This window comes from Bacillus mexicanus, from assembly GCF_050445615.1.
Classification (GTDB): Bacteria; Bacillota; Bacilli; order Bacillales; family Bacillaceae; genus Bacillus; species Bacillus mexicanus.
In genome coordinates, this window is the sequence record NZ_JBCEYV010000005.1 from 174,019 (window position 1) to 193,626 (window position 19,608).

Annotated in this window: 18 protein-coding genes; 12 read left to right on the forward strand and 6 right to left on the reverse strand. The window is 46.0% G+C overall.

The annotated features are described in order from the left end of the window. The first annotated feature begins 18 nt into the window (after window positions 1-18). The 7 genes from AAGG74_RS22240 (at window position 19) to AAGG74_RS22270 (ending at window position 7,629) form a co-directional block, all read left to right on the forward strand. Window positions 19-471, forward strand: a complete 453-nt coding sequence (locus AAGG74_RS22240; RefSeq protein ID WP_162102946.1) for a DUF6884 domain-containing protein — start codon at window positions 19-21, stop codon at window positions 469-471. A 356-nt stretch (window positions 472-827) separates the two neighbouring features. Further along, on the forward strand, window positions 828-1,829 hold the full coding sequence (gene acoA / locus AAGG74_RS22245) for an acetoin:2,6-dichlorophenolindophenol oxidoreductase subunit alpha (RefSeq protein WP_162102945.1): 1,002 nt from the start codon (window positions 828-830) through the stop codon (window positions 1,827-1,829). Window position 1,830: 1 nt separating this feature from the next. After that, the gene (acoB, locus tag AAGG74_RS22250; RefSeq protein ID WP_162102944.1) at window positions 1,831-2,859 is read left to right on the forward strand and encodes an acetoin:2,6-dichlorophenolindophenol oxidoreductase subunit beta; all 1,029 of its coding nucleotides are present in this window, start codon (window positions 1,831-1,833) and stop codon (window positions 2,857-2,859) included. Window positions 2,860-2,872: 13 nt separating this feature from the next. After that, complete coding sequence (locus AAGG74_RS22255) at window positions 2,873-4,069, forward strand: dihydrolipoamide acetyltransferase family protein (protein WP_162102943.1); 1,197 nt, start codon at window positions 2,873-2,875, stop codon at window positions 4,067-4,069. Between the two features lie 19 nt (window positions 4,070-4,088). Beyond that, window positions 4,089-5,465 (forward strand): dihydrolipoyl dehydrogenase, encoded by a 1,377-nt coding sequence (gene lpdA / locus AAGG74_RS22260; RefSeq protein ID WP_162102942.1) that lies wholly within the window; start codon window positions 4,089-4,091, stop codon window positions 5,463-5,465. 114 nt (window positions 5,466-5,579) lie between these two features. Continuing rightward, complete coding sequence (gene acoR, locus AAGG74_RS22265; RefSeq protein ID WP_429677263.1) at window positions 5,580-7,397, forward strand: acetoin dehydrogenase operon transcriptional activator AcoR; 1,818 nt, start codon at window positions 5,580-5,582, stop codon at window positions 7,395-7,397. 52 nt (window positions 7,398-7,449) lie between these two features. Continuing rightward, window positions 7,450-7,629: a small acid-soluble spore protein H gene (locus AAGG74_RS22270; RefSeq protein ID WP_162102940.1), complete on the forward strand. Its 180-nt coding sequence runs from the start codon at window positions 7,450-7,452 to the stop codon at window positions 7,627-7,629. A gap of 35 nt (window positions 7,630-7,664) precedes the next feature. Here the strand turns inward: AAGG74_RS22270 and AAGG74_RS22275 are convergent, their stop codons facing one another. The 6 genes from AAGG74_RS22275 to AAGG74_RS22300 all read right to left on the reverse strand — a co-directional run bounded on the left by AAGG74_RS22275 (window position 7,665) and on the right by AAGG74_RS22300 (window position 11,451). Beyond that, window positions 7,665-7,991, reverse strand: a complete 327-nt coding sequence (locus tag AAGG74_RS22275; protein ID WP_162102939.1) for a YnfA family protein — start codon at window positions 7,989-7,991, stop codon at window positions 7,665-7,667. 51 nt (window positions 7,992-8,042) lie between these two features. Further along, complete coding sequence (locus AAGG74_RS22280) at window positions 8,043-8,600, reverse strand: YfjD family protein (RefSeq protein WP_429677265.1); 558 nt, start codon at window positions 8,598-8,600, stop codon at window positions 8,043-8,045. A 23-nt stretch (window positions 8,601-8,623) separates the two neighbouring features. Then, on the reverse strand, window positions 8,624-9,391 hold the full coding sequence (locus tag AAGG74_RS22285; RefSeq protein WP_162102937.1) for a hypothetical protein: 768 nt from the start codon (window positions 9,389-9,391) through the stop codon (window positions 8,624-8,626). An 11-nt stretch (window positions 9,392-9,402) separates the two neighbouring features. After that, window positions 9,403-10,605, reverse strand: a complete 1,203-nt coding sequence (locus tag AAGG74_RS22290; protein ID WP_429677267.1) for a hypothetical protein — start codon at window positions 10,603-10,605, stop codon at window positions 9,403-9,405. 5 nt (window positions 10,606-10,610) lie between these two features. Beyond that, window positions 10,611-10,925, reverse strand: coding sequence for a WXG100 family type VII secretion target (locus AAGG74_RS22295; protein WP_162102935.1), 315 nt, complete (start codon window positions 10,923-10,925; stop codon window positions 10,611-10,613). A 310-nt stretch (window positions 10,926-11,235) separates the two neighbouring features. Beyond that, entirely contained in the window at window positions 11,236-11,451 is a 216-nt protein-coding gene (locus tag AAGG74_RS22300) for a hypothetical protein (protein WP_225493974.1), read from the reverse strand. A gap of 694 nt (window positions 11,452-12,145) precedes the next feature. On the opposite strand from AAGG74_RS22300, the gene glvA reads away from it, so the two are divergent. The 5 genes from glvA (at window position 12,146) to AAGG74_RS22325 (ending at window position 19,553) form a co-directional block, all read left to right on the forward strand. Beyond that, the gene (glvA, locus tag AAGG74_RS22305; protein WP_429677268.1) at window positions 12,146-13,492 is read left to right on the forward strand and encodes a maltose-6'-phosphate glucosidase; all 1,347 of its coding nucleotides are present in this window, start codon (window positions 12,146-12,148) and stop codon (window positions 13,490-13,492) included. A 63-nt stretch (window positions 13,493-13,555) separates the two neighbouring features. Then, complete coding sequence (gene glvR, locus AAGG74_RS22310) at window positions 13,556-14,320, forward strand: MurR/RpiR family transcriptional regulator GlvR (RefSeq protein ID WP_162102933.1); 765 nt, start codon at window positions 13,556-13,558, stop codon at window positions 14,318-14,320. Window positions 14,321-14,334: 14 nt separating this feature from the next. Then, complete coding sequence (gene malP, locus AAGG74_RS22315) at window positions 14,335-15,918, forward strand: PTS maltose transporter subunit IIBC (protein WP_429677271.1); 1,584 nt, start codon at window positions 14,335-14,337, stop codon at window positions 15,916-15,918. Window positions 15,919-16,023: 105 nt separating this feature from the next. Next, window positions 16,024-17,745 carry an ABC transporter ATP-binding protein gene (locus AAGG74_RS22320; RefSeq protein ID WP_429677272.1) on the forward strand — a complete coding sequence of 574 codons (1,722 nt, stop codon included), beginning with the start codon at window positions 16,024-16,026 and terminating at the stop codon, window positions 17,743-17,745. Beyond that, on the forward strand, window positions 17,739-19,553 hold the full coding sequence (locus AAGG74_RS22325; RefSeq protein WP_429677274.1) for an ABC transporter ATP-binding protein: 1,815 nt from the start codon (window positions 17,739-17,741) through the stop codon (window positions 19,551-19,553). The genes AAGG74_RS22320 and AAGG74_RS22325 overlap by 7 nt, the downstream gene beginning before the upstream one ends. Window positions 19,554-19,608: the final 55 nt, after the last annotated feature.

The following is a 19,608-nucleotide window of genomic DNA, read 5'->3' on the forward strand; positions in this document are numbered from 1 at the left end:
AAATAGGGGGAGAGAAAAATGAAACGACTATGCATCATCCCCTGCGGCAAGAAAAAAATATGGGACGTCTATCCGGATACCGGACCAACAAGGGCGAAAGACGCTTATCTTAGCCCGTTCCATCAAGCGTGCGAGCGATATGCAAGAACATTTTTCGATGAGTGGGTGATTTTGTCGGCGAAGCACGGATTTCTGCGTCCAGATGATATCGTATCTGAAAATTACGATGTGACGTTTGGCACCGGTCATTTGGATATCATGACAACAGAGAAGTTGCGCCGCCAATTTTGCGAAAAGGGATTTTCTGATATCGAAGAGCTCGTCATGCTTGGCGGGAAAAAATATCGAAGCGTCCTAAACGCCGTCGTTGGCGAACATCAGCATATTCGCTGGCCACTGTCCTCATACAAAGGCATTGGCTACATGCTTCAAGCGCTGAATCGGGCTGTTGAAGAAAAGCAAGAATTGTAGCACATATATATGGCAAACAACCAGCATGATAGATTGTATGCAGTAGGATGGGAATGGCGGTATTGATCCAATTGATCTTCTTCCGCAAAAAATGATTCAGCCAAACAAGGAAAAAAATGAAACAGTCGAAACATTTCCGAGGAAATAAATAGTCGAATATTGTCAAAGACCGCTTCATCCTCGGTCTTTTTTGTATGCCATAAAACGAGACAAATAGATCAGATCGAGACAAAATGAGACACCTGTCTCGAACTGTCTCAAGTGTAAAAACAAAAACATTGATTTTACGGACTCAAAAGACTGGCACGCTTTTTGCTTTTGTTAAGGTGAACCCTAAATAGAAGGAGGCACACAAAATGGAATTGTTAAAACGAGAAGGCTTATCATTAACTGAGGAAAAATCGCTCTGGATGTACCAGAAGATGCTGGAAATCAGGGGCTTTGAAGACAAAGTGCATGAACTGTTCGCACAGGGGGTGCTTCCCGGATTCGTCCATTTGTATGCCGGTGAGGAAGCGGTAGCTGTAGGTGTGTGCGCTCATTTACATGATGGCGACAGCATTACAAGCACGCACAGGGGGCATGGGCATTGTATTGCCAAAGGCTGTGATCTGGACGGCATGATGGCGGAAATATTCGGAAAAGCGACTGGACTGTGCAAAGGCAAGGGAGGCTCTATGCACATTGCGGATCTCGATAAAGGCATGTTAGGAGCAAATGGAATTGTCGGAGGCGGATTTACGCTCGCATGCGGTTCAGCGCTCACCGCTAAATATAAACAGACTAAAAATGTAAGCGTTTGCTTTTTTGGGGATGGCGCAAACAATCAAGGCTCCTTCCATGAAGGGATGAACTTAGCAGCGGTATGGAATCTTCCTGTTGTGTTTATCGCTGAAAACAATGGCTACGGCGAAGCCACACCATTTGAGTATGCGTCTGCCTGTGATTCAATCGCCGATCGGGCGGCTGCCTATAACATGCCAGGGATCACTGTTGACGGAAAAGATATTTTAGCAGTTTACCAGGCTGCCGAGGAAGCGGTAGAACGTGCAAGAAATGGCGGTGGCCCATCTTTGATTGAATGTATAACCTACAGAAACTATGGTCATTTCGAAGGAGATGCCCAAACCTATAAAACAAAGGATGAAAGAACTGAGCATCTTGAAGAAAAGGACGCTATTCAAGGCTTTAAAAACTATCTATTGAAAGAAACAGATGCTAATAAACTGTCTGAAATCGAACAGCGTGTCAGCGAATCAATTGAAAAAGCTGTCTCGTTCGGCGAAGACAGTCCATATCCGAAGGAATCAGAGCTGCTGACGGACGTGTATGTGTCATATGAAAAAGGGGGAATGTGAGATGGCGAGAGTCATAAGCATGTCTAACGCGATTAATGAAGCGATGAAGCTTGCGATGAGAAGAGATGAAAATGTACTTTTGATCGGCGAGGATGTCGCCGGGGGAGCGGCGGTCGATCATTTGCAGGATGATGAAGCCTGGGGCGGCGTATTAGGCGTGACAAAGGGGCTCGTACAGGAATTCGGGCGAGCAAGAGTGCTGGATACACCGATTTCTGAGGCGGGTTATATGGGAGCGGCTATGGCTGCGGCATCAACCGGCTTGAGACCAATTGCTGAGCTGATGTTCAACGACTTTATCGGCACATGCTTTGATCAGGTAATGAATCAAGGCGCGAAATTCCGCTATATGTTCGGCGGAAAAGCCCAAGTGCCGATCACCGTCCGCACCACATACGGGGCGGGGTTCAGAGCCGCTGCCCAGCATTCACAGGCGCTGTATGGCCTTTTCACCAGTATCCCGGGGCTGAAGACGGTGGTTCCGTCCAATCCGTATGACGCGAAAGGCCTGCTGCTGGCAGCAATCGAAGACAATGACCCGGTTTTCTTTTTTGAAGACAAAACGTCCTACAACATGAAGGGTGAGGTGCCGGAAGAGTATTATACGATCCCGCTTGGGAAGGCGGATATTAAACGAGAAGGCGGTGATATCACGCTATTTGCGGTCGGCAAACAGGTCAATACAGCACTTGAAGCGGCAGCACAGCTTTCCGAAAAAGGCATTGAAGCCGAGGTGCTTGATCCCCGCAGTCTGTCTCCTTTGGATGAGGAAGCGATTTTCACTTCGTTGGAAAAAACAAACCGGCTGGTCATCATTGATGAAGCCAATCCACGCTGCAGCATTGCCACGGATATTGCTGCGATTGTCGCCGACAAAGGCTTCGATTTGCTTGATGCGCCGATTAAACGGATTACAGCGCCGCATACACCAGTGCCGTTTTCGCCAGTGCTCGAAGATCAATATATGCCGACACCAGATCAAATTGTCAGCGTCACGCTTGAATTGCTTGGCGAACCGGCAATGAATTAAAGGGGGGATACAAATGGCGGTTAAAGTAGTGATGCCAAAATTGGGAATGGCGATGAAGCAAGGAGAAGTATCGATATGGAATAAAAAAGTAGGCGATCTGGTTGAAAAAGGAGAAAGCATTGCCAGCATTCAATCGGAGAAAATTGAAATGGATATCGAGGCGCCTGAAAAAGGAACGCTGATCGATATTAAGGTAAAAGAAGGAGAAGAGGTCCCGCCTGGCACAGCGATCTGCTACATCGGGAATGCCAATGAATCGGTGCAGGAGGAGGCGAAAGAGCCTGCTGCAAAAGACAGCGAACTGCCAGCCGTTCAGCCCGCAAAACAAGAAAACAAACCTGCAAAAGTCAAAAAAGAACGTATCAAAATATCCCCAGTCGCCAAAAAAATCGCTGAAAAAGCAGGATTAGACGTGAAACAACTGAAAGGCAGCGGGCCAGGCGGACGAATCGTGAAAGATGATGTCACAAAGGCGCTTGCTGAACAGAAAAATAAGCAGGCAGAGCCGTTTTTTGAGCAGAAGGCGCAAGAAACGCCAGTGACGGGCATGAGAAAAGTCATCGCTGCCCGGATGCAGGAAAGCTTGGCAAACAGCGCGCAACTGACGATTACGATGAAGGCTGATATCACCAGGCTGACCGCCCTTCAAAAACAGTTTTCGCCAACGGCCGAAGAGCGGTACGGCACAAAGCTGACGATCACTCATTTTGTCTCAAGAGCAGCCGTTCTCGCTCTGCAAGCTCATCCTGTGCTGAACAGCTTTTATCAAAACGAGCGCATCATCACACATCCGCACGTACACCTTGGAATGGCTGTGGCCTTGGAAAATGGCTTGGTTGTGCCTGTGATCCGTCATGCTGAACAGAAATCACTGATCGAACTGGCTCAATCCATCACAGAACATGCCAAAAAAGCGCGGGAGGGACGTGCTGAGAGCGAAGAACTGCAAGGCTCAACCTTCTCCATTACAAACCTAGGAGCTTTCGGAGTCGAGCATTTCACCCCGATATTAAATCCGCCGGAAACAGGCATTCTCGGCATCGGAGCAAGCTATGACACGCCAGTGTATGATGGGGAGGAAATTGTCAGAAGCACGATTCTGCCGCTCAGCCTGACATTTGATCATAGAACCTGTGACGGCGCCCCGGCCGCTGCGTTTCTGAAGGCCATTCAAACCTATATAGAAGAACCGGCAGCATTAATTTTATAGAAAAAGCAGGTGAATCGACATGACATTAGCCATTATCGGCGGCGGGCCTGCAGGCTATGCGGCTGCAGTCTCCGCGGCACAGCAGGGCAGAAACGTACTGCTGATTGACAAAGGCCCGCTTGGAGGAACATGTCTGAATGAAGGCTGCATCCCGACGAAGTCTTTGTTAGAAAGCGCAAATGTTCTTGATAAAATCAAGCATGCTGACCGCTTTGGAATCGAGCTTCCAACTGGTGAGATATCGGTTGATTGGAGCAAAATGCAGAATCGAAAACTGCAGGTTGTCAGACAGCTTGTCCAAGGCGTTCAGTATTTAATGAAGAAAAATCAAATACAGGTTGTGAAAGGGGAAGCCTCCTTTCTTTCTGACAGAAAGCTCTTGATTGAAGGAGAGAATGGAAAAGAAATCAGAGAGGCGGACCACATATTGATTGCAACCGGATCAGAGCCAATCGAGCTGCCATTCGCCCCATTTGACGGTGAATGGATCATCGACAGCAAGGATGCGCTTTCTCTTTCTGAGATTCCGTCTTCGCTTGTCATTGTCGGCGGCGGTGTCATCGGCTGTGAATATGCCGGCTTGTTTGCCAGATTGGGGTCGAAGGTGACCATCATTGAAACAGCCGGCCAGCTGATTCCGACTGAAGATGAAGATATTGCCCGCCTCTTTCAGGAGAAGCTCGAAGAAGACGGTGTGGAAGTGCATACGTCATCCAAGTTAGAGAGAGTAGATCAAACGGCCAAAACGGCTATATGGAAAAGCGGGCAGAGAGAGCTTAAAACAAAGACCGATTATGTCCTGGTGGCGATCGGCAGAAAACCTCGTCTTGACGGATTACAGCTGGAGCAGGCCGGCGTTGATTTTTCTTCAACAGGCATTCCAGTGAACGACCACATGCAAACCAATATGTCTCATATTTATGCGTGCGGAGACGCAATCGGAGGCATTCAGCTGGCGCATGCGGCTTTCCATGAAGGCATCATCGCTGCTTCACATGCTTCCGGAAGAGATGTCAAAATCAATGAGAAACATGTACCGCGCTGCATCTATACATCTCCGGAAATCGCGTGCATCGGGATGACAGAAAAAGAGGCAAGAACCGTATATGGTGATGTGAAAATTGGTGAATTTCCGTTTTCCGCAAATGGCAAGGCGCTCATTAAGCAGCAAGCGGAAGGAAAGGTCAAAATTGTGGCAGAACCGGAATTCGGAGAAATCGTCGGTGTCTCGATGATTGGTCCTGATGTGACCGAACTCATCGGCCAGGCAGCTGCGATTATGAATGGTGAGATGACGGCAGATATGGCGGAGCATTTTATCGCTGCCCATCCGACACTGTCAGAAACACTGCACGAGGCGCTGTTAAGCACGATCGGGCTTGCAGTGCATGCCTAACATGGAAAAAGCAGACGCAGGAATACAAGGCGTCTGCTTTTTTATTATTGAAAGCGCTTTATTTTTCCCCTACAATAGATGAAAACGGCGTGTGAGGGAGGAGCGATCAAGGAAATGAATTCGATCCCAAACGATTTGCAAACCTGGAAACGTTTTGTGAAAGACGGTGTGCTTGACGAAGCGCGATTAAGAAAACGGATCGCCGAGTCATGGCATCGCTGCAAAAAAGCTGAGGTGAATCCTTTTTTAGAAAAAGGACCAAAGGTGTTACAGCAAACCGAGCTGGATCAGCAGGTAAAAAAGCATTCATTCTTCCTATTGACCGCAAAGCCTTATCTCGACAAATTGCTGCCTGCCATGAAAGAAATGGAAATGCTGGCGCTGTTAATTGATTCAGACGGCGTTGTTTTGGCTCTGGACGGCCATCCCCGCGCGCTCTATGAAGCCAAGCGCATCAACTTTGTCGAGGGAGCGCGCTGGACGGAAACGGCTGTCGGAACCAATGCGATTGGCACGTCGCTACACATCAGTGAGCCGGTTGCGATACAAGGCTCAGAACATTACTCCATCGCTTCCCATCAGTGGAACTGTTCAGCCGCACCAATTCGCCATGAGGATGGCAGCCTTGCGGGTGTAATCGACATATCGTGTTCGGCAGGAGGCACACATCCTCATATGCTCGGTATTGCTACGGCGATTGCCTATGCCGCGGAACGAGAGCTGGCAGCGAAGAGCCGCGAAAAAGAGCTGGAGCTGATCAGCCGTTTTGGGGACAGGGCAGCATCCCGTGTGCCGATGGTGCTCTGCAATACGAAACAGCACATCATCAGCGCGAGCATGCCGATTCGAACCTTAATGCCGGATTGGCAGAACCGGCACTTGTATGAGTTGAAGGAACGAGGCTTTTCTATCGAAAAAGCTGTCACCATAGGAGATGGCGGTACTTGTTTTTATCTCTCCGAACAAAAGAAAAAGACGGCTTTTCAATTTAATGGAGTCATCGGGCAAAGCGACAGATCGCAAGCAATGCTGAAGAGCCTGAAACGAGCGGCTGCGGCAGATGCAACGGTCTGTCTGTCAGGGGAAACTGGCACGGGGAAAGAAGTCGCGGCACGCGCGCTTCATGAAAACAGTGAGCGGAGGCACGGCCCGTTTGTGGCTGTCAATTGCGGAGCGATCCCATCGGACTTGATTGAAAGTGAGCTGTTCGGCTATGCGGAGGGTGCTTTTACAGGAGCGAAACGAAACGGCTATAAAGGCGCCTTTCAACAAGCGAATCAAGGAACCTTATTTTTAGATGAAATCGGAGAAATTTCTCACTCCATGCAGGTTGCGCTTTTACGGGTGCTTCAGGAACGCAGGATTACGCCGGTTGGCGGAACGAAAGAAATTCCGGTTAATATTAGAGTCATCGCCGCTACACACTGTGATTTGCGCGAGCTGGCTGACAGCGGGAAAATCAGAGAGGACTTGTTTTATCGGCTCCATGTCTATCCGATCGAGCTTCCCCCTTTACGCGACCGCCCCGAAGATATTCCGGCTCTCTTTCAGTACTACAAACAGAAAAACCATTGGCCTGGCGAGCTCCCCCATGCTTTTTTGGAGGCGATGAAGCAATGGAAGTGGCCTGGAAATATTCGCGAACTGTTTAATGTCTTTGAACGTCTTGCCATCAGATACCCAGACGGCCAGCTGAGAGATGAGCCGCTTACCGCTTTACTGGAAGCTGCGGGACTGCAAATCAGCCCGGCAGAAAAAAAGCCGGCCGCTGCCGGCGCACTGAGCCTTCGTGAGCAAATCCAAAAGGACATCATCATCAAAGCGCTTGAATCAGCAAAAGGAAACATCTCTCAAGCTGCCAAAATCAGCGGGATCCCACGAAGCACTTTCTACAAACGGCTGAAAAGATTCAGCGTGTCCTCCGAATCATAAAGCATACTTCCTTTGGAAAACGGAAACATTATGTATGAAGGAGGGTGTTTGAATGAATAGTCAAAGGGCGAAAGAAATTGTAGAATCTCCCGACATGAAAAAAGTAACATATAATGGCGTTTCTATTTATATTCAGCACGTGAATGAAGAAAACGGTACAGCGAGAATTTATCCGCTGGACGAACCGCAGCAAGAGCATGAAGTGCAGCTTTCTAACTTAAAAGAAGAGTAAACAAAAATGGCCCGCTTCATAAGCAGGCCATTTTGTTATCCGCGCGGCGCAAATAGGATGACACAGACGCCGATGAGACAAATGGATGCACCGATCCAGTCATATAAATCAGGTGTTTTCCGATCGACAAGCCATCCCCAAAGGACCGCTAGCACAATGAATACTCCGCCATAAGCTGCGTATACGCGGCCGAAGGAAGGGAAGGGCTGAAACGTCGGTAAAATGCCGTAAACAATCAAGATCAGCGCCCCGGCGATCCCATAGCCGACTGGTTTTGCTTCTCTTAGCCACAGCCATACCAAATACCCGCCGCCAATTTCGGCAAGTCCCGCCGCGAGAAATAAAAGAATCGTAATCAGCATGACCGGCACTCCTTAACTTGCTATTCTTTTAATTATAAAGGGTGAGTGCTGTTAAAGCTTCGGGTTATTCTCAAATTCCTTCAAATACGCATTGCGCTGTAGATCTGTAAACTGGCCAATCCAATTGCTTTTTGCTTCTTTATTCATATAGGGGAGGATATAGCGTTCAACTGCTTCGAAAAACAGCGGATTTGCGATAATGTTCCAGGTAGGGATGCGAACGACTTTGCCGTCTGTTTTCTCAATGATGATATCCTCAAAAAAAACCCCTTTCAAACTGAAACGATGCCGTCCCATGTAAATCCGTTTCACTTCAGAAAACAGGACGCTGCGCTTCTTCGAGAAAATCCTGCCATCCGGCCCGGTTTTTACACTGAAAATGACATTTCCCCGGCTTGTGAATGCAGGAAAAGCCATAAGAAATGTAATCAAGCCATAAATGATCGCCAGCAATCCGATGCCCAAATAAAGCAGGGCATATGTAGATTCAAATGTGAGAGCTTCAGACACCAGCCACACTCCTGCAATAAAAGCGCCCCCTGTGGCGAGGAACAGCCATATTCTAAAAAACATTCTGCTTTTGACCTGAATGACTTCATTGTTTGTCAATTGTGATTCTCCTTTATCGCTCTTTAGCAAAAAAGTATTCCTTTTATCACGTCTTTATTTGCTGGTACGATAGAAAATTCATTTTGGGTGATACCTGTTACAAGCCAAGTATGGCGGCTGCCAGGCAAGACGAAAGCCATGTCGGCCACTTCCGGCGAGTTGTCTTTGTCATACACAAGGCGCATCAATGTATCCATTTTCCCTTTTCGCAATGCCAGATCATTTATAAATCGGGTAACGTCCTCTTGATGATCATGTTTTTCAAGGAATTCCTTTAAGTATGAAGGACTGTCTGAAGCGCCCTCCAAGAGCTTTTCAAATTCATTTGATGTCAAGCTCAGAAGCGATTCTCCCTTATTCTCTGTCTCTACTAGATGTAAAAATTCATTTGTCTTCGTAAGCAGACCTTCATTGGACTCTAGTTTTGTAATGCGGTGTATTTGCTCATCAAAAAGGAGTTCATGAGAGTAAGTGCCGAATTTTGATATATGGCAGGACACATTCTGTTCTTTTGCTTGTTCATTAAATTTGGACAGCTTCACTGTATAATCGGCATCGTTTAATACATGGATAAACGGACAGTATTCGTCTTTTAACCGATATTGATGATTCCGAAATTCCGCCGCATCCTTAGCTAAGAGTGAACGGCACGCCGCTTCAAACAAAGTGCCGAGCTGTTCATCTTCTATCTCCGGAAAATAGGCCTGCTTCAAGGCCATGCCCTGTTCAAAAAACCCTTCACTGTAAAAACAAAATAAGAGTTCTTCTATGCTAATTGTAAACTGCTTCATTGATTATTCTCCTATCCAAATGAAAATGGCCCCTTGAGAAAATGGGTTGCGCCGTGTATAAGCGAATCCGCTGTTTTCTTTGCTTTTTCCATCCCTTGATGTATCGTTTGATTCGCTTCATCTATCCCGTCATTTACTGATTTGATGACTTTGCCGGCTGATTCTAATCCTTTATTGGCAGTATCAACGACAACGTGAATCGGCTCTTTCATATTTACAGCTGCTTTTTCAGCAAAGCCTGAGGTGAATTTTGCGATTTTTTCTCCAGTCAATCCTCCTATAGCTGATCCAATTGTGCCTCCAATTACTGTGCCGACAGGGCCTAACACACTTCCCAAAGTACCGCCCGCAACTGCGCCTGCTGTCGCACCGCCCGCAATGAAAATCGTATTATTCACTGCATTCCCGACGGCCTTTGCATTTTCACGTTTCAGAACTTCCGGTTTGTCTTGGTATTTCGCATAATTTTCAGCAATTTTTAATCCTGCTCCGAACGTTTCAGTCGCACCAGTAATCAGTGTGGCGGTAATGGCATTTCCTTTTGCGAATTTCAAACCCGTTTTACCGACATCCTTTAAGGTTGAGCGTACGCCGGCTTCATTAAGAAATCCTTTTGTGTAGCTTCTGACACTGTTCGAAAAATTCACCGTATCCTGAGGAAAGTACTTTGTAACCTTTTTATGTACCAAATCTGAAAACGGCCGGTTTGTCTTTTTAAACAAATATTTAGGATTCAAAAATACTCTGGCCGCTTTTTGATAGCGTGACTTGTCAACGGCTCTGGAAATATCCCATAGAAGCTTTGAGTGTCTGGCGGTATGCAAGCCGCTTGGCTGTTTCACAAATTTCGTAAGCCCTAATCCGTAGTATTTTCCTTGCGTCAGCATAAGGGCAGTTAAGCTTGTCATCGTTCCGTATTTGCCATAAGCTTGATAGAGCTTTCGCAAAATATCATCTTGTTCAACAAATTGAGCGCCTGTTTTTCTGATAGAAATCTCATTGTCACTCAGTTTGGTGATGAGCGCATTCCCTGAGCTCCACGCATCACCGACTCCGGAAAAACAGCTGCTGTAGCGGGGATCACATTGCAACATCAGCTGCCCCAGCTCCACATGCAGGACCTTACATTTGGTTTCGATCTCGGTTAATTCAGTAACTACATCATTTGCGAGCTGTTCAAGCTTATCCGGATCAACTGCAATGTTTCCTGACAATCCGTTCACCCCTTGAGTTTATGTCTTTCCTCTCTTGCTTTACGTTCGAGTTCTTCCATACTGGAAATTTCAGCTTTTCGTTCTTCTATTTTAACGGCTGCTTCTTTTAGCTCCTGGCTTGTTTCAAGCAGCTCCTGTTCAAATTGGTCGTAGGCGGCTTTCGTTTCCTCGAAATCCTGGTCAAACGAATCTCTCGCTTCTCCTTGCCATGCATCCCCTAATGCGGATAACCGGGATTCAAGCAGCATTTTAGAGCTTCTGACCTCTTCTGCAGCCGCACTGTACTTGTTTGCCAGCTCAATGACTTTATATGAGTCCAACTTTTGTCCCCTGCCTTTTCTAAATTCACGCACAAATGGATGTTTTATATAATTGATTATAAATAATTCGGCATGTATTCGAATCGTACAAAAGAACCTTTTCATAGAAATTGGCAGGGCGGATATTCACTTGGATTTCACAATTTTCGAGACTTTAAGATTACAAAAAAGGTAAATAAATGAATATGGAGGAGAGAGTCACAACTTAATAGTAGGGATTTATTCATGGGGGGGAGACTATGACAATTGTATGAAAAAAAGAGCCTGTTTTTAGGCTCTAAACAAATTGTAAAATAAAGCGGCACTGTTACTAATCATGAAAAAGAGAGTTTATTATCTTATTTATTGCTAAATAAACAAGGAATATAAAGAAACCGACCATAACGTACATAATACCCAGTAAAATCAATTTTTGTTTTATCGTCATGTCAGGAAAGGCTGAGACCCCGAGTGTCATGCTGATCATAGGAAGCAAATAGAGGATGAAAAAGATTTTTTTCTTATATGTATTCCAAGTGTTTTTCATTATCTTTCTCCTTGTTTTTTCAAAAGCATCTTATTTGTAACTTTGTAGCCTGTATAGATTGCTGCAGTAGTGATCAAATACAATAAAAAAAGTAAAATGATCCTGATACCGACTGGGATGCCAGGGAGCATAAAAGTAATGAAGGTCATGCAAATCATGAAAAAGAGATAGTATAGTAAAATGAATCGTTTTTTATATCTTTTCCAAAATTGTACCAATAAGTATCTCATGTTATATCAGCCCTTAAAAGTTTCTTGAAAAGCTTTTTCTTCTAGTGATTGATATCCCTCAAAAAGAACTTCTTCTATCACCTTCTGGATAAGAAATTGTGTTTTTACAAAGAACAATTCCATCATGCGCACCTCATGATTCTTTTGAATCGTTATAAAACGTAAATGAGAGACTTTCCTAATGTTACATGATGGAATGTAATGGATAAATAGGAAATATAGATTATATAACGATCTATTTGGTATGTTGGTCTTTATATGAGTAGGGAATTTAAGTGTATGAAGGCCTATTAGATTAGTTGTTTTTACCTATTCGAAAGGATTCATGGCAGCTTGAGAAATTTCCCGCTCTGTGGGAAAAAACACTAAAATTGATCAAATGACCTAAGTGCGCCAAAGGTGTTACAGGACTGGTCCACTCATGGTATAAATAAAAATGTAAACGTTATCAAGGAGGTCGTCAAATGAAGAAATCATTTTCAATCGTAATAGCGGGCGGAGGAAGCACGTTCACTCCGGGAATCGTACTGATGCTCTTGGACCATTTGGAGGAGTTTCCGATCAGAAAGCTGAAGCTGTATGATAATGATAAGGAAAGACAGGAGCGGATTGCAGGCGCCTGTGACGTTTTTATCAGGGAAAGAGCGCCGGAAATTGAATTTACAGCGACGACTGATCCGGAAGAAGCTTTTACAGATGTCGATTTTGTCATGGCGCACATTAGGGTAGGGAAATACGCGATGCGGGCGCTGGATGAGCAAATTCCGCTGAAATACGGGGTTGTCGGCCAAGAGACATGCGGTCCGGGCGGTATCGCGTACGGCATGCGCTCGATCGGTGGCGTGATTGAAATAGTAGATTACATGGAAAAGTATTCACCTGATGCATGGATGCTCAACTATTCCAACCCGGCGGCCATTGTTGCCGAAGCAACGAGACGCCTCAGACCGGATTCTAAAATCCTCAATATCTGTGATATGCCAGTGGGAATTGAAGACCGGATGGCACAAATTCTCGGCCTGTCTTCAAGAAAAGAAATGAAAGTCCGCTATTACGGATTAAATCATTTCGGCTGGTGGACATCGATTCAGGACCAAGAGGGCAATGATTTAATGCCGAAGCTGAAGGAGCATGTCTCTCAATATGGGTATATTCCGAAGGCAGAAGCTGAGGCTGTGGAAGCGAGCTGGAATGACACGTTCGCCAAAGCGCGTGATGTGCAGGCCGCAGATCCTGACACATTGCCGAATACGTATTTGCAATATTACTTGTTCCCGGATGATATGGTGAAAAAATCAAATCCAAATCATACGCGGGCAAATGAAGTAATGGAAGGGCGCGAAGCCTTTATTTTCAGCCAATGTGACATGATCACACGCGAGCAATCCACAGAAAACAGCGAAATCAAAATTGATGATCACGCCTCATATATTGTGGATCTTGCCCGGGCGATTGCCTACAATACTGGCGAAAGAATGCTGTTGATTGTTGAAAATAACGGGGCGATTGCCAACTTTGATCCGACTGCAATGGTTGAGGTGCCATGTATCGTCGGCTCGAACGGGCCTGAACCGATCACGATGGGCACTATTCCGCAATTCCAAAAAGGACTGATGGAGCAGCAAGTATCCGTTGAGAAACTGACGGTTGAAGCGTGGGCGGAGAAATCGTTCCAAAAGCTGTGGCAGGCGCTGATCCTGTCAAAAACGATGCCGAACGCGCGTGTGGCAAGGCTCATTCTTGAGGATTTCATAGAGGTCAACAAAAACTATTGGCCAGAGCTTGATCAAAGCCCAACCCGCATTTCATAAATGAAATTCCCCCATTTTCGAATCTGTAATTGTATATAATAGAAGAAAATGGGGGGATCTGATGTGAAGCTCGAAGAACTGATTAATCAGCATTACAGCAAATTAAATGACAACGATTTTCATATTTTAAAATATATATTGAATCACAAGCACACATGCTATCACCTTGGAATCGATGCGCTGGCCAAAGCTTGCAGCGTATCGCGTTCCTCGATTTTACGGCTGGCCCAAAAGATCGGTTTCAGCGGCTACAGTGAATTTCGCGTCTATTTAAAGTGGGAAGATCAGCCGGAAGAAGGCGAGAGTATGACATTTCAAAAGCTGCTTGATGATGTTGCATCAAATCTAAAGTTCTTGAGGACAAAGGATATGACGGATATGTGCCAGCTGATTGATGAAGCTGACCGCATTTTCGTATACGGATCAGGAAATGCGCAAAAAATATGCGCCCGCGATCTGCAAAGAATGTTTATTCCGCGCCATCGGTATCTCATTTTGATTGAAGACACAAATGAATTTAATCTGATGCGCGACGACTTTAAAGTAAACGATCTGTTTATCATCATTTCTCTTTCCGGAGAGACACCGGAGCTGATTCCTCAGGCAAGAATGCTTTCTGCAAAGGGTATACCCTTTATTTCCATTACGAATTTAAAAAACAATGTCCTTGCCCAGCTGACTCCGCATAATCTTTATGCGACAAGCAAACCTGTGACATTAAGCGATAAAACGGAAATTGTCACTTTTGCACCTTTTTTTCTCGTTGGCGAAGCATTGTTTCGCGCATATGTTGATTACAAAGAGGCGGAAAAAAATGATATTCAATAGCAGGGGGTTCTGGTATGATGCAAAAAATTCAGCGCTTTGGAAGCGCGATGTTTGTGCCTGTTCTATTATTTGCGTTTGCCGGCATAATCGTTGGTGTCAGCACGCTCTTTAAAAATAAAACCCTCATGGGACCGCTTGCCGATTCTGATGGGTTATGGTACCAGTGCTGGTATATCATTGAGCAGGGCGGCTGGACCGTATTTAATCAAATGCCGCTTTTATTCGCTATCGGCATCCCGGTTGCTTTGGCGAAGAAAGCACAGGCGCGAGCTTGCTTGGAAGCGCTTACGGTTTACTTGACGTTCAATTACTTTATCAACTCGATCTTGACGGTATGGGGAGGCGCATTCGGAGTCGACATGGACCAAGAGGTCGGCGGAACGAGCGGATTAACGATGATTGCGGGCATTAAAACTCTTGATACCAATATTATCGGCGCTATTTTAATTTCTTCGATTGTCGTCTTTTTGCATAACCGTTATTTTGATAAAAAACTGCCTGATTTTCTCGGTATTTTTCAAGGCTCAACGTATATCGTGATGATTTCCTTCTTCATTATGATCCCGATTGCTCTGGCCGTGTCTTACATTTGGCCGATGGTTCAATCAGGCATCGCCTCGCTGCAAAGCTTTCTGGTTGCTTCGGGGGCGGTAGGCGTTTGGATTTACACATTTTTGGAACGGATTTTGATTCCGACCGGTCTTCATCACTTTATTTATACGCCGTTTATTTATGGGCCTGCTGTAGCGGAAGGCGGAATTGTCACGTATTGGGCGCAGCATCTCAGCGAATATTCGCAAAGTGCCAAACCGCTGAAGGAGCTTTTTCCGCAAGGCGGATTTGCGCTTCACGGCAACTCGAAAATCTTCGGCATTCCGGGAATCGCTTTGGCGTTTTATGTCACAGCCAAAAAGGAAAAGAAAAAACTAGTCGCAGGGCTTTTGATTCCTGTTACGCTGACGGCGATTGTCGCCGGTATTACAGAGCCGATTGAGTTCACTTTCTTATTTATTTCTCCTTTCTTATTTGCGGTTCACGCCGTGCTTGCTGCAACAATGTCGACCGTCATGTATATGGCTGGTGTCGTCGGAAATATAGGGGGCGGGCTGATCGAAGCGTTGACATTGAACTGGATTCCGCTCTTTGGCAGCCACGGTATGACATATGTGTATCAAGTGTTGATCGGGCTTTCTTTTACAGCTGTTTATTTTTTCGTCTTCCGATTTTTAATCCTTAAATTCAATATCGCCACACCGGGACGGGAAAAGGATGAACAGCAGGAAACCAAGCTATATTCAAAAAAGGAATACAGAGAAAGAAAAACCAAGGGTGAAACAGCCTCCGCTGCTGAAACGGCGGATGACACCGCTTTTCTTTATATTGAAGCGCTGGGCGGACAAGACAACATTACCGAAGTCACAAACTGCGCCACCCGACTCAGAGTCAGCGTCAAGGATGAAACAAAGGTTGAGCCTGACAGCGTCTTCCGCGCGCTTGGCGCACACGGCGTCGTCAGGAATGGGAAGGCGTTTCAGGTGATTATTGGATTGAGCGTACCGCAGATGCGGGAGCGCGTGGAAAAAATATTGAATTCATAAAGCCGGCCCTCCTTTTCGGGAGGGTTTTCGTTTGCCGTCAAAAAGACCGCCATAGTAAAGTAAAGAAAGCGATAATCGAGTAAAAAGGGGTTTGGGGGCTTTTATATGCAAAAGGCTTTATCGTTTTTAAAACCATACTCAATGGCGGCGGGAGTTGCACTGTTGTTCATGTTGACGGAGCTTGCGGTTGAATTGATGCAGCCTTTATTGATCGCAAAAATTATCGACGGTGGGATTTTGAAGCAAGATCTTCAGCATGTGTGGACATGGGGCGCGGTCATGGTCGGACTGACGGTATTATCATTTGCGGCGGGAATGCTGAATTCCTTTTATGCCGCCCATGTCAGCCAAAGCTTTTCCTATGATACGAGAAAAGGGCTTTTTCAAAAAATCCAGTCCTTCTCCTATTCCGCATTTGGACAATTTTCGTCTTCTTCTTATATCACAAGGCTGACAAACGATGTCACACAGGTTCAAAACATGATTTTTATGAGTTTGCGGTTTATGCTGCGGGCCCCGTTGATGATTGCAGGCGGCATTGTGCTGTCGCTTGCCATTAATGTGAAGCTCGGCTTTTTTCTGCTTGTGACCATTCCGATCCTGATCTTGTTTTTGTTATGGGTCTTAAAGAAAGGCGGGGCGCTGTTTCGCTCTGTGCAGAAACGGCTCGATCAGGTGAACACCGTCATGCAGGAAAATTTAATCGCAATCAAGCTGATCAAAGCACTGCTTCGCGGCAGCCACGAGGTTAAAAGGTTTATCAAAGCGAACACGAGACTGATGGAAAAAACGGTCTCAGCTTTTCAGCTTGTGGAGTTCACGATGCCTGTGCTGATGTTGCTGATGAACCTTTGCATCCTGTTGATTTTGTGGGCAGGGTCCTACAGTATTACGAGCGGCGGCACACAGGTCGGTGATGTTGTCGCGATTATTAACTACGCCACACGAATGACGGGCGCGCTTTCGATGTTTCCGTTTTTGATTATGATTTTCACCCGGGCAAAGGCTTCAGGAGATAGAATCGGCGAGGTGCTTGAAACAGAAGGTGATGAGCAGCAGGAAGGCGTCATATCTGATCGTTTGTCAGGACGGATTGCGTTTCAGCATGTTTCCTTCCGTTATCCTGAAATGGATAGAGACGCTTTGCGGAATGTCTCGTTTTCTGCAAAGCCGAGGGAAACGGTCGCGATTCTCGGTGCGACGGGTTCGGGCAAGTCAACGCTCTTTCAGCTCATTCCGCGGCTTTATCAGCCGGATTCAGGAAGCATTTACATAGATGAAAAGCCGGTTCATGATGTTCCGGCTGAAGGGCTTCGCAAGCAAATTGGGTATGTGCCTCAGGAAGTGCTCCTGTTTTCCGGCACAATCAAAGAAAATATCGCTTGGGGCAAAGAACATGCTTCACTTGATGAAATAATGGAAGCAGCCAAACATGCGCAAATTCATGAAACAATTAAGAAGCTCCCAAATGGATATGACACCGTGTTAGGGCAGCGAGGCGTCAACCTCTCCGGCGGCCAGAAGCAGCGGATTTCCATTGCGAGGGCGCTGATCCGACAACCGGCCATTCTTCTTTTGGATGACAGCACAAGCGCGCTTGACCTGCAAACAGAGGCGAAGCTGCTTGAGGCGATCAGCACATATGAGTGCACAACGTTGATCATTACGCAAAAAATGACTACAGCGATGAAAGCAGATCAGATTTTGCTGTTTGATGATGGCGAACTGATTGAAAAAGGCACGCACAGTGAGCTGCTTTCTGAATCACCGTTATATAAACGCATTTATGAGTCGCAATTCGGAAGGGAGGAAAGCGAGTCGTGCTAAAAGACATCCGGAAGCCTTTCCAATACCCCAAACTGCCGATCGACAAAAAAGAAGGCGCGAAAAAACGGACGAAAGCAAAGGATACAACAGGCACACTGAGACGAATCTGGTCTTACTTGGCTGAGCGAAAAGGACTGCTCATCCTTGTCATGCTGATGGTTGTCATCAGCGCGATATTTGGGCTCCTCGGCCCCTTTGTGATCGGAAAGGCCATCGACCATTTTATCGTCGGGAAAACGGTCAGCGGGTTGATTCCCGTTTTGCTGCTTCTGCTCGTTATCTATATCATTCAGGCCCTGTCGCTCTGGTTTCAAAACTATTGGATGATTACGATCTCACAGGGCACGGTTTTCCGAATGAGAAGCGAGTTATTCACACACCTGCATGAGCTGCCGATTCCATTTTTTGATAAACAGCGGCACGGCGAGCTGATGAGCCGGGTGACTAATGACATCGAAAATGTCAGCTCGACCTTAAACACATCGGTCATTCAAATTTTATCGAGTGTGATTACTTTTGTCGGCACAATTGCGGTGATGCTGTATATGAGTCCGCTCCTTACATTGATTACACTGACCATTATTCCGGTGATGGCAGTGAGCTTGAAATGGATCACCAACCGAACGGGTAAGCTATTTAAATTACAGCAGAAAAACCTTGGCGAGCTGAATGGTTATATTGAGGAAGCTGTATCCGGCGCTAAGGTCATCAAAGCCTATTCGCGTGAAAAGCAGATCACAGACGAATTTCTCGAAAAAAACGCTGCGCTTAAAACTTCGGGTTTCTGGGCCCAGACGATTTCGGGGTTTATTCCGAAAGTCATGAACTCTTTGAATAACGTAAGCTTTACGATGATTGCTGCAATCGGCGGTTTGTTTGCGCTGAAAGGCTGGATCTCGATCGGTTCTATCGTCGTTTTTGCCGAGTATTCAAGACAATTCACACGCCCTTTAAACGATTTGGCGAACCAGTTTAATACGATGCTGTCGGCGATTGCCGGCGCTGAACGGGTGTTTGACGTGCTTGACGAAAAAGAAGAGCGCGAGGATGAAAAGAATGCTGTGCATCAGCCGATCCAAACAGGCAGTATTGAATTCCGCAATGTGTCCTTCGGTTACGATGAAGGACAGCAGACACTGAAGCATTTGCAATTCACCGTACCTGCCGGACAGTCTATCGCATTTGTGGGACCGACGGGAGCGGGGAAAACAACTGTCACAAATCTTCTCGCCCGTTTTTACGAACCAAATGAAGGAGAGATTTTAATAGACGGTACAGATATAAAAACGCTCACGAGAGCAAGCTTGCGGAAAAACATGGGGTTTGTTCTTCAAGATTCATTTTTGTTTCACGGAACGATCAGAGAAAATATTCGCTATGGCAGGCTCGATGCTTCTGACCAGGAAGTCGAAGCCGCTGCAAAAACAGCGAATGCCCACAGCTTTATCGAAAAGCTGCCAAAAGGGTACGATACTGTATTGACGCAAAACGGATCAGGCATCAGCCAAGGACAGAAACAATTGCTTTCTATAGCGCGGGCAGTGCTTGCCGATCCGGTGCTACTCATATTGGATGAAGCGACGAGCAACATTGATACCGTCACAGAAGTCAACATTCAAGAGGCATTAGCCCGTTTAATGAAGGGGAGAACAAGCGTCATCATAGCCCACAGGCTGAACACCATTCAAAGAGCGGACCAGATTGTGGTGCTAAAAGACGGCGAAATGATTGAAAAAGGCAGCCATCATGAGCTGATCAAGCAAAAAGGATTTTACAGTGATTTATATGAAAGTCAATTTGAGAAATAGGCCTTTGTCCTGCACAAAGGTCTTTTTTTGTTACAGTTTTATAGTACTAATATTT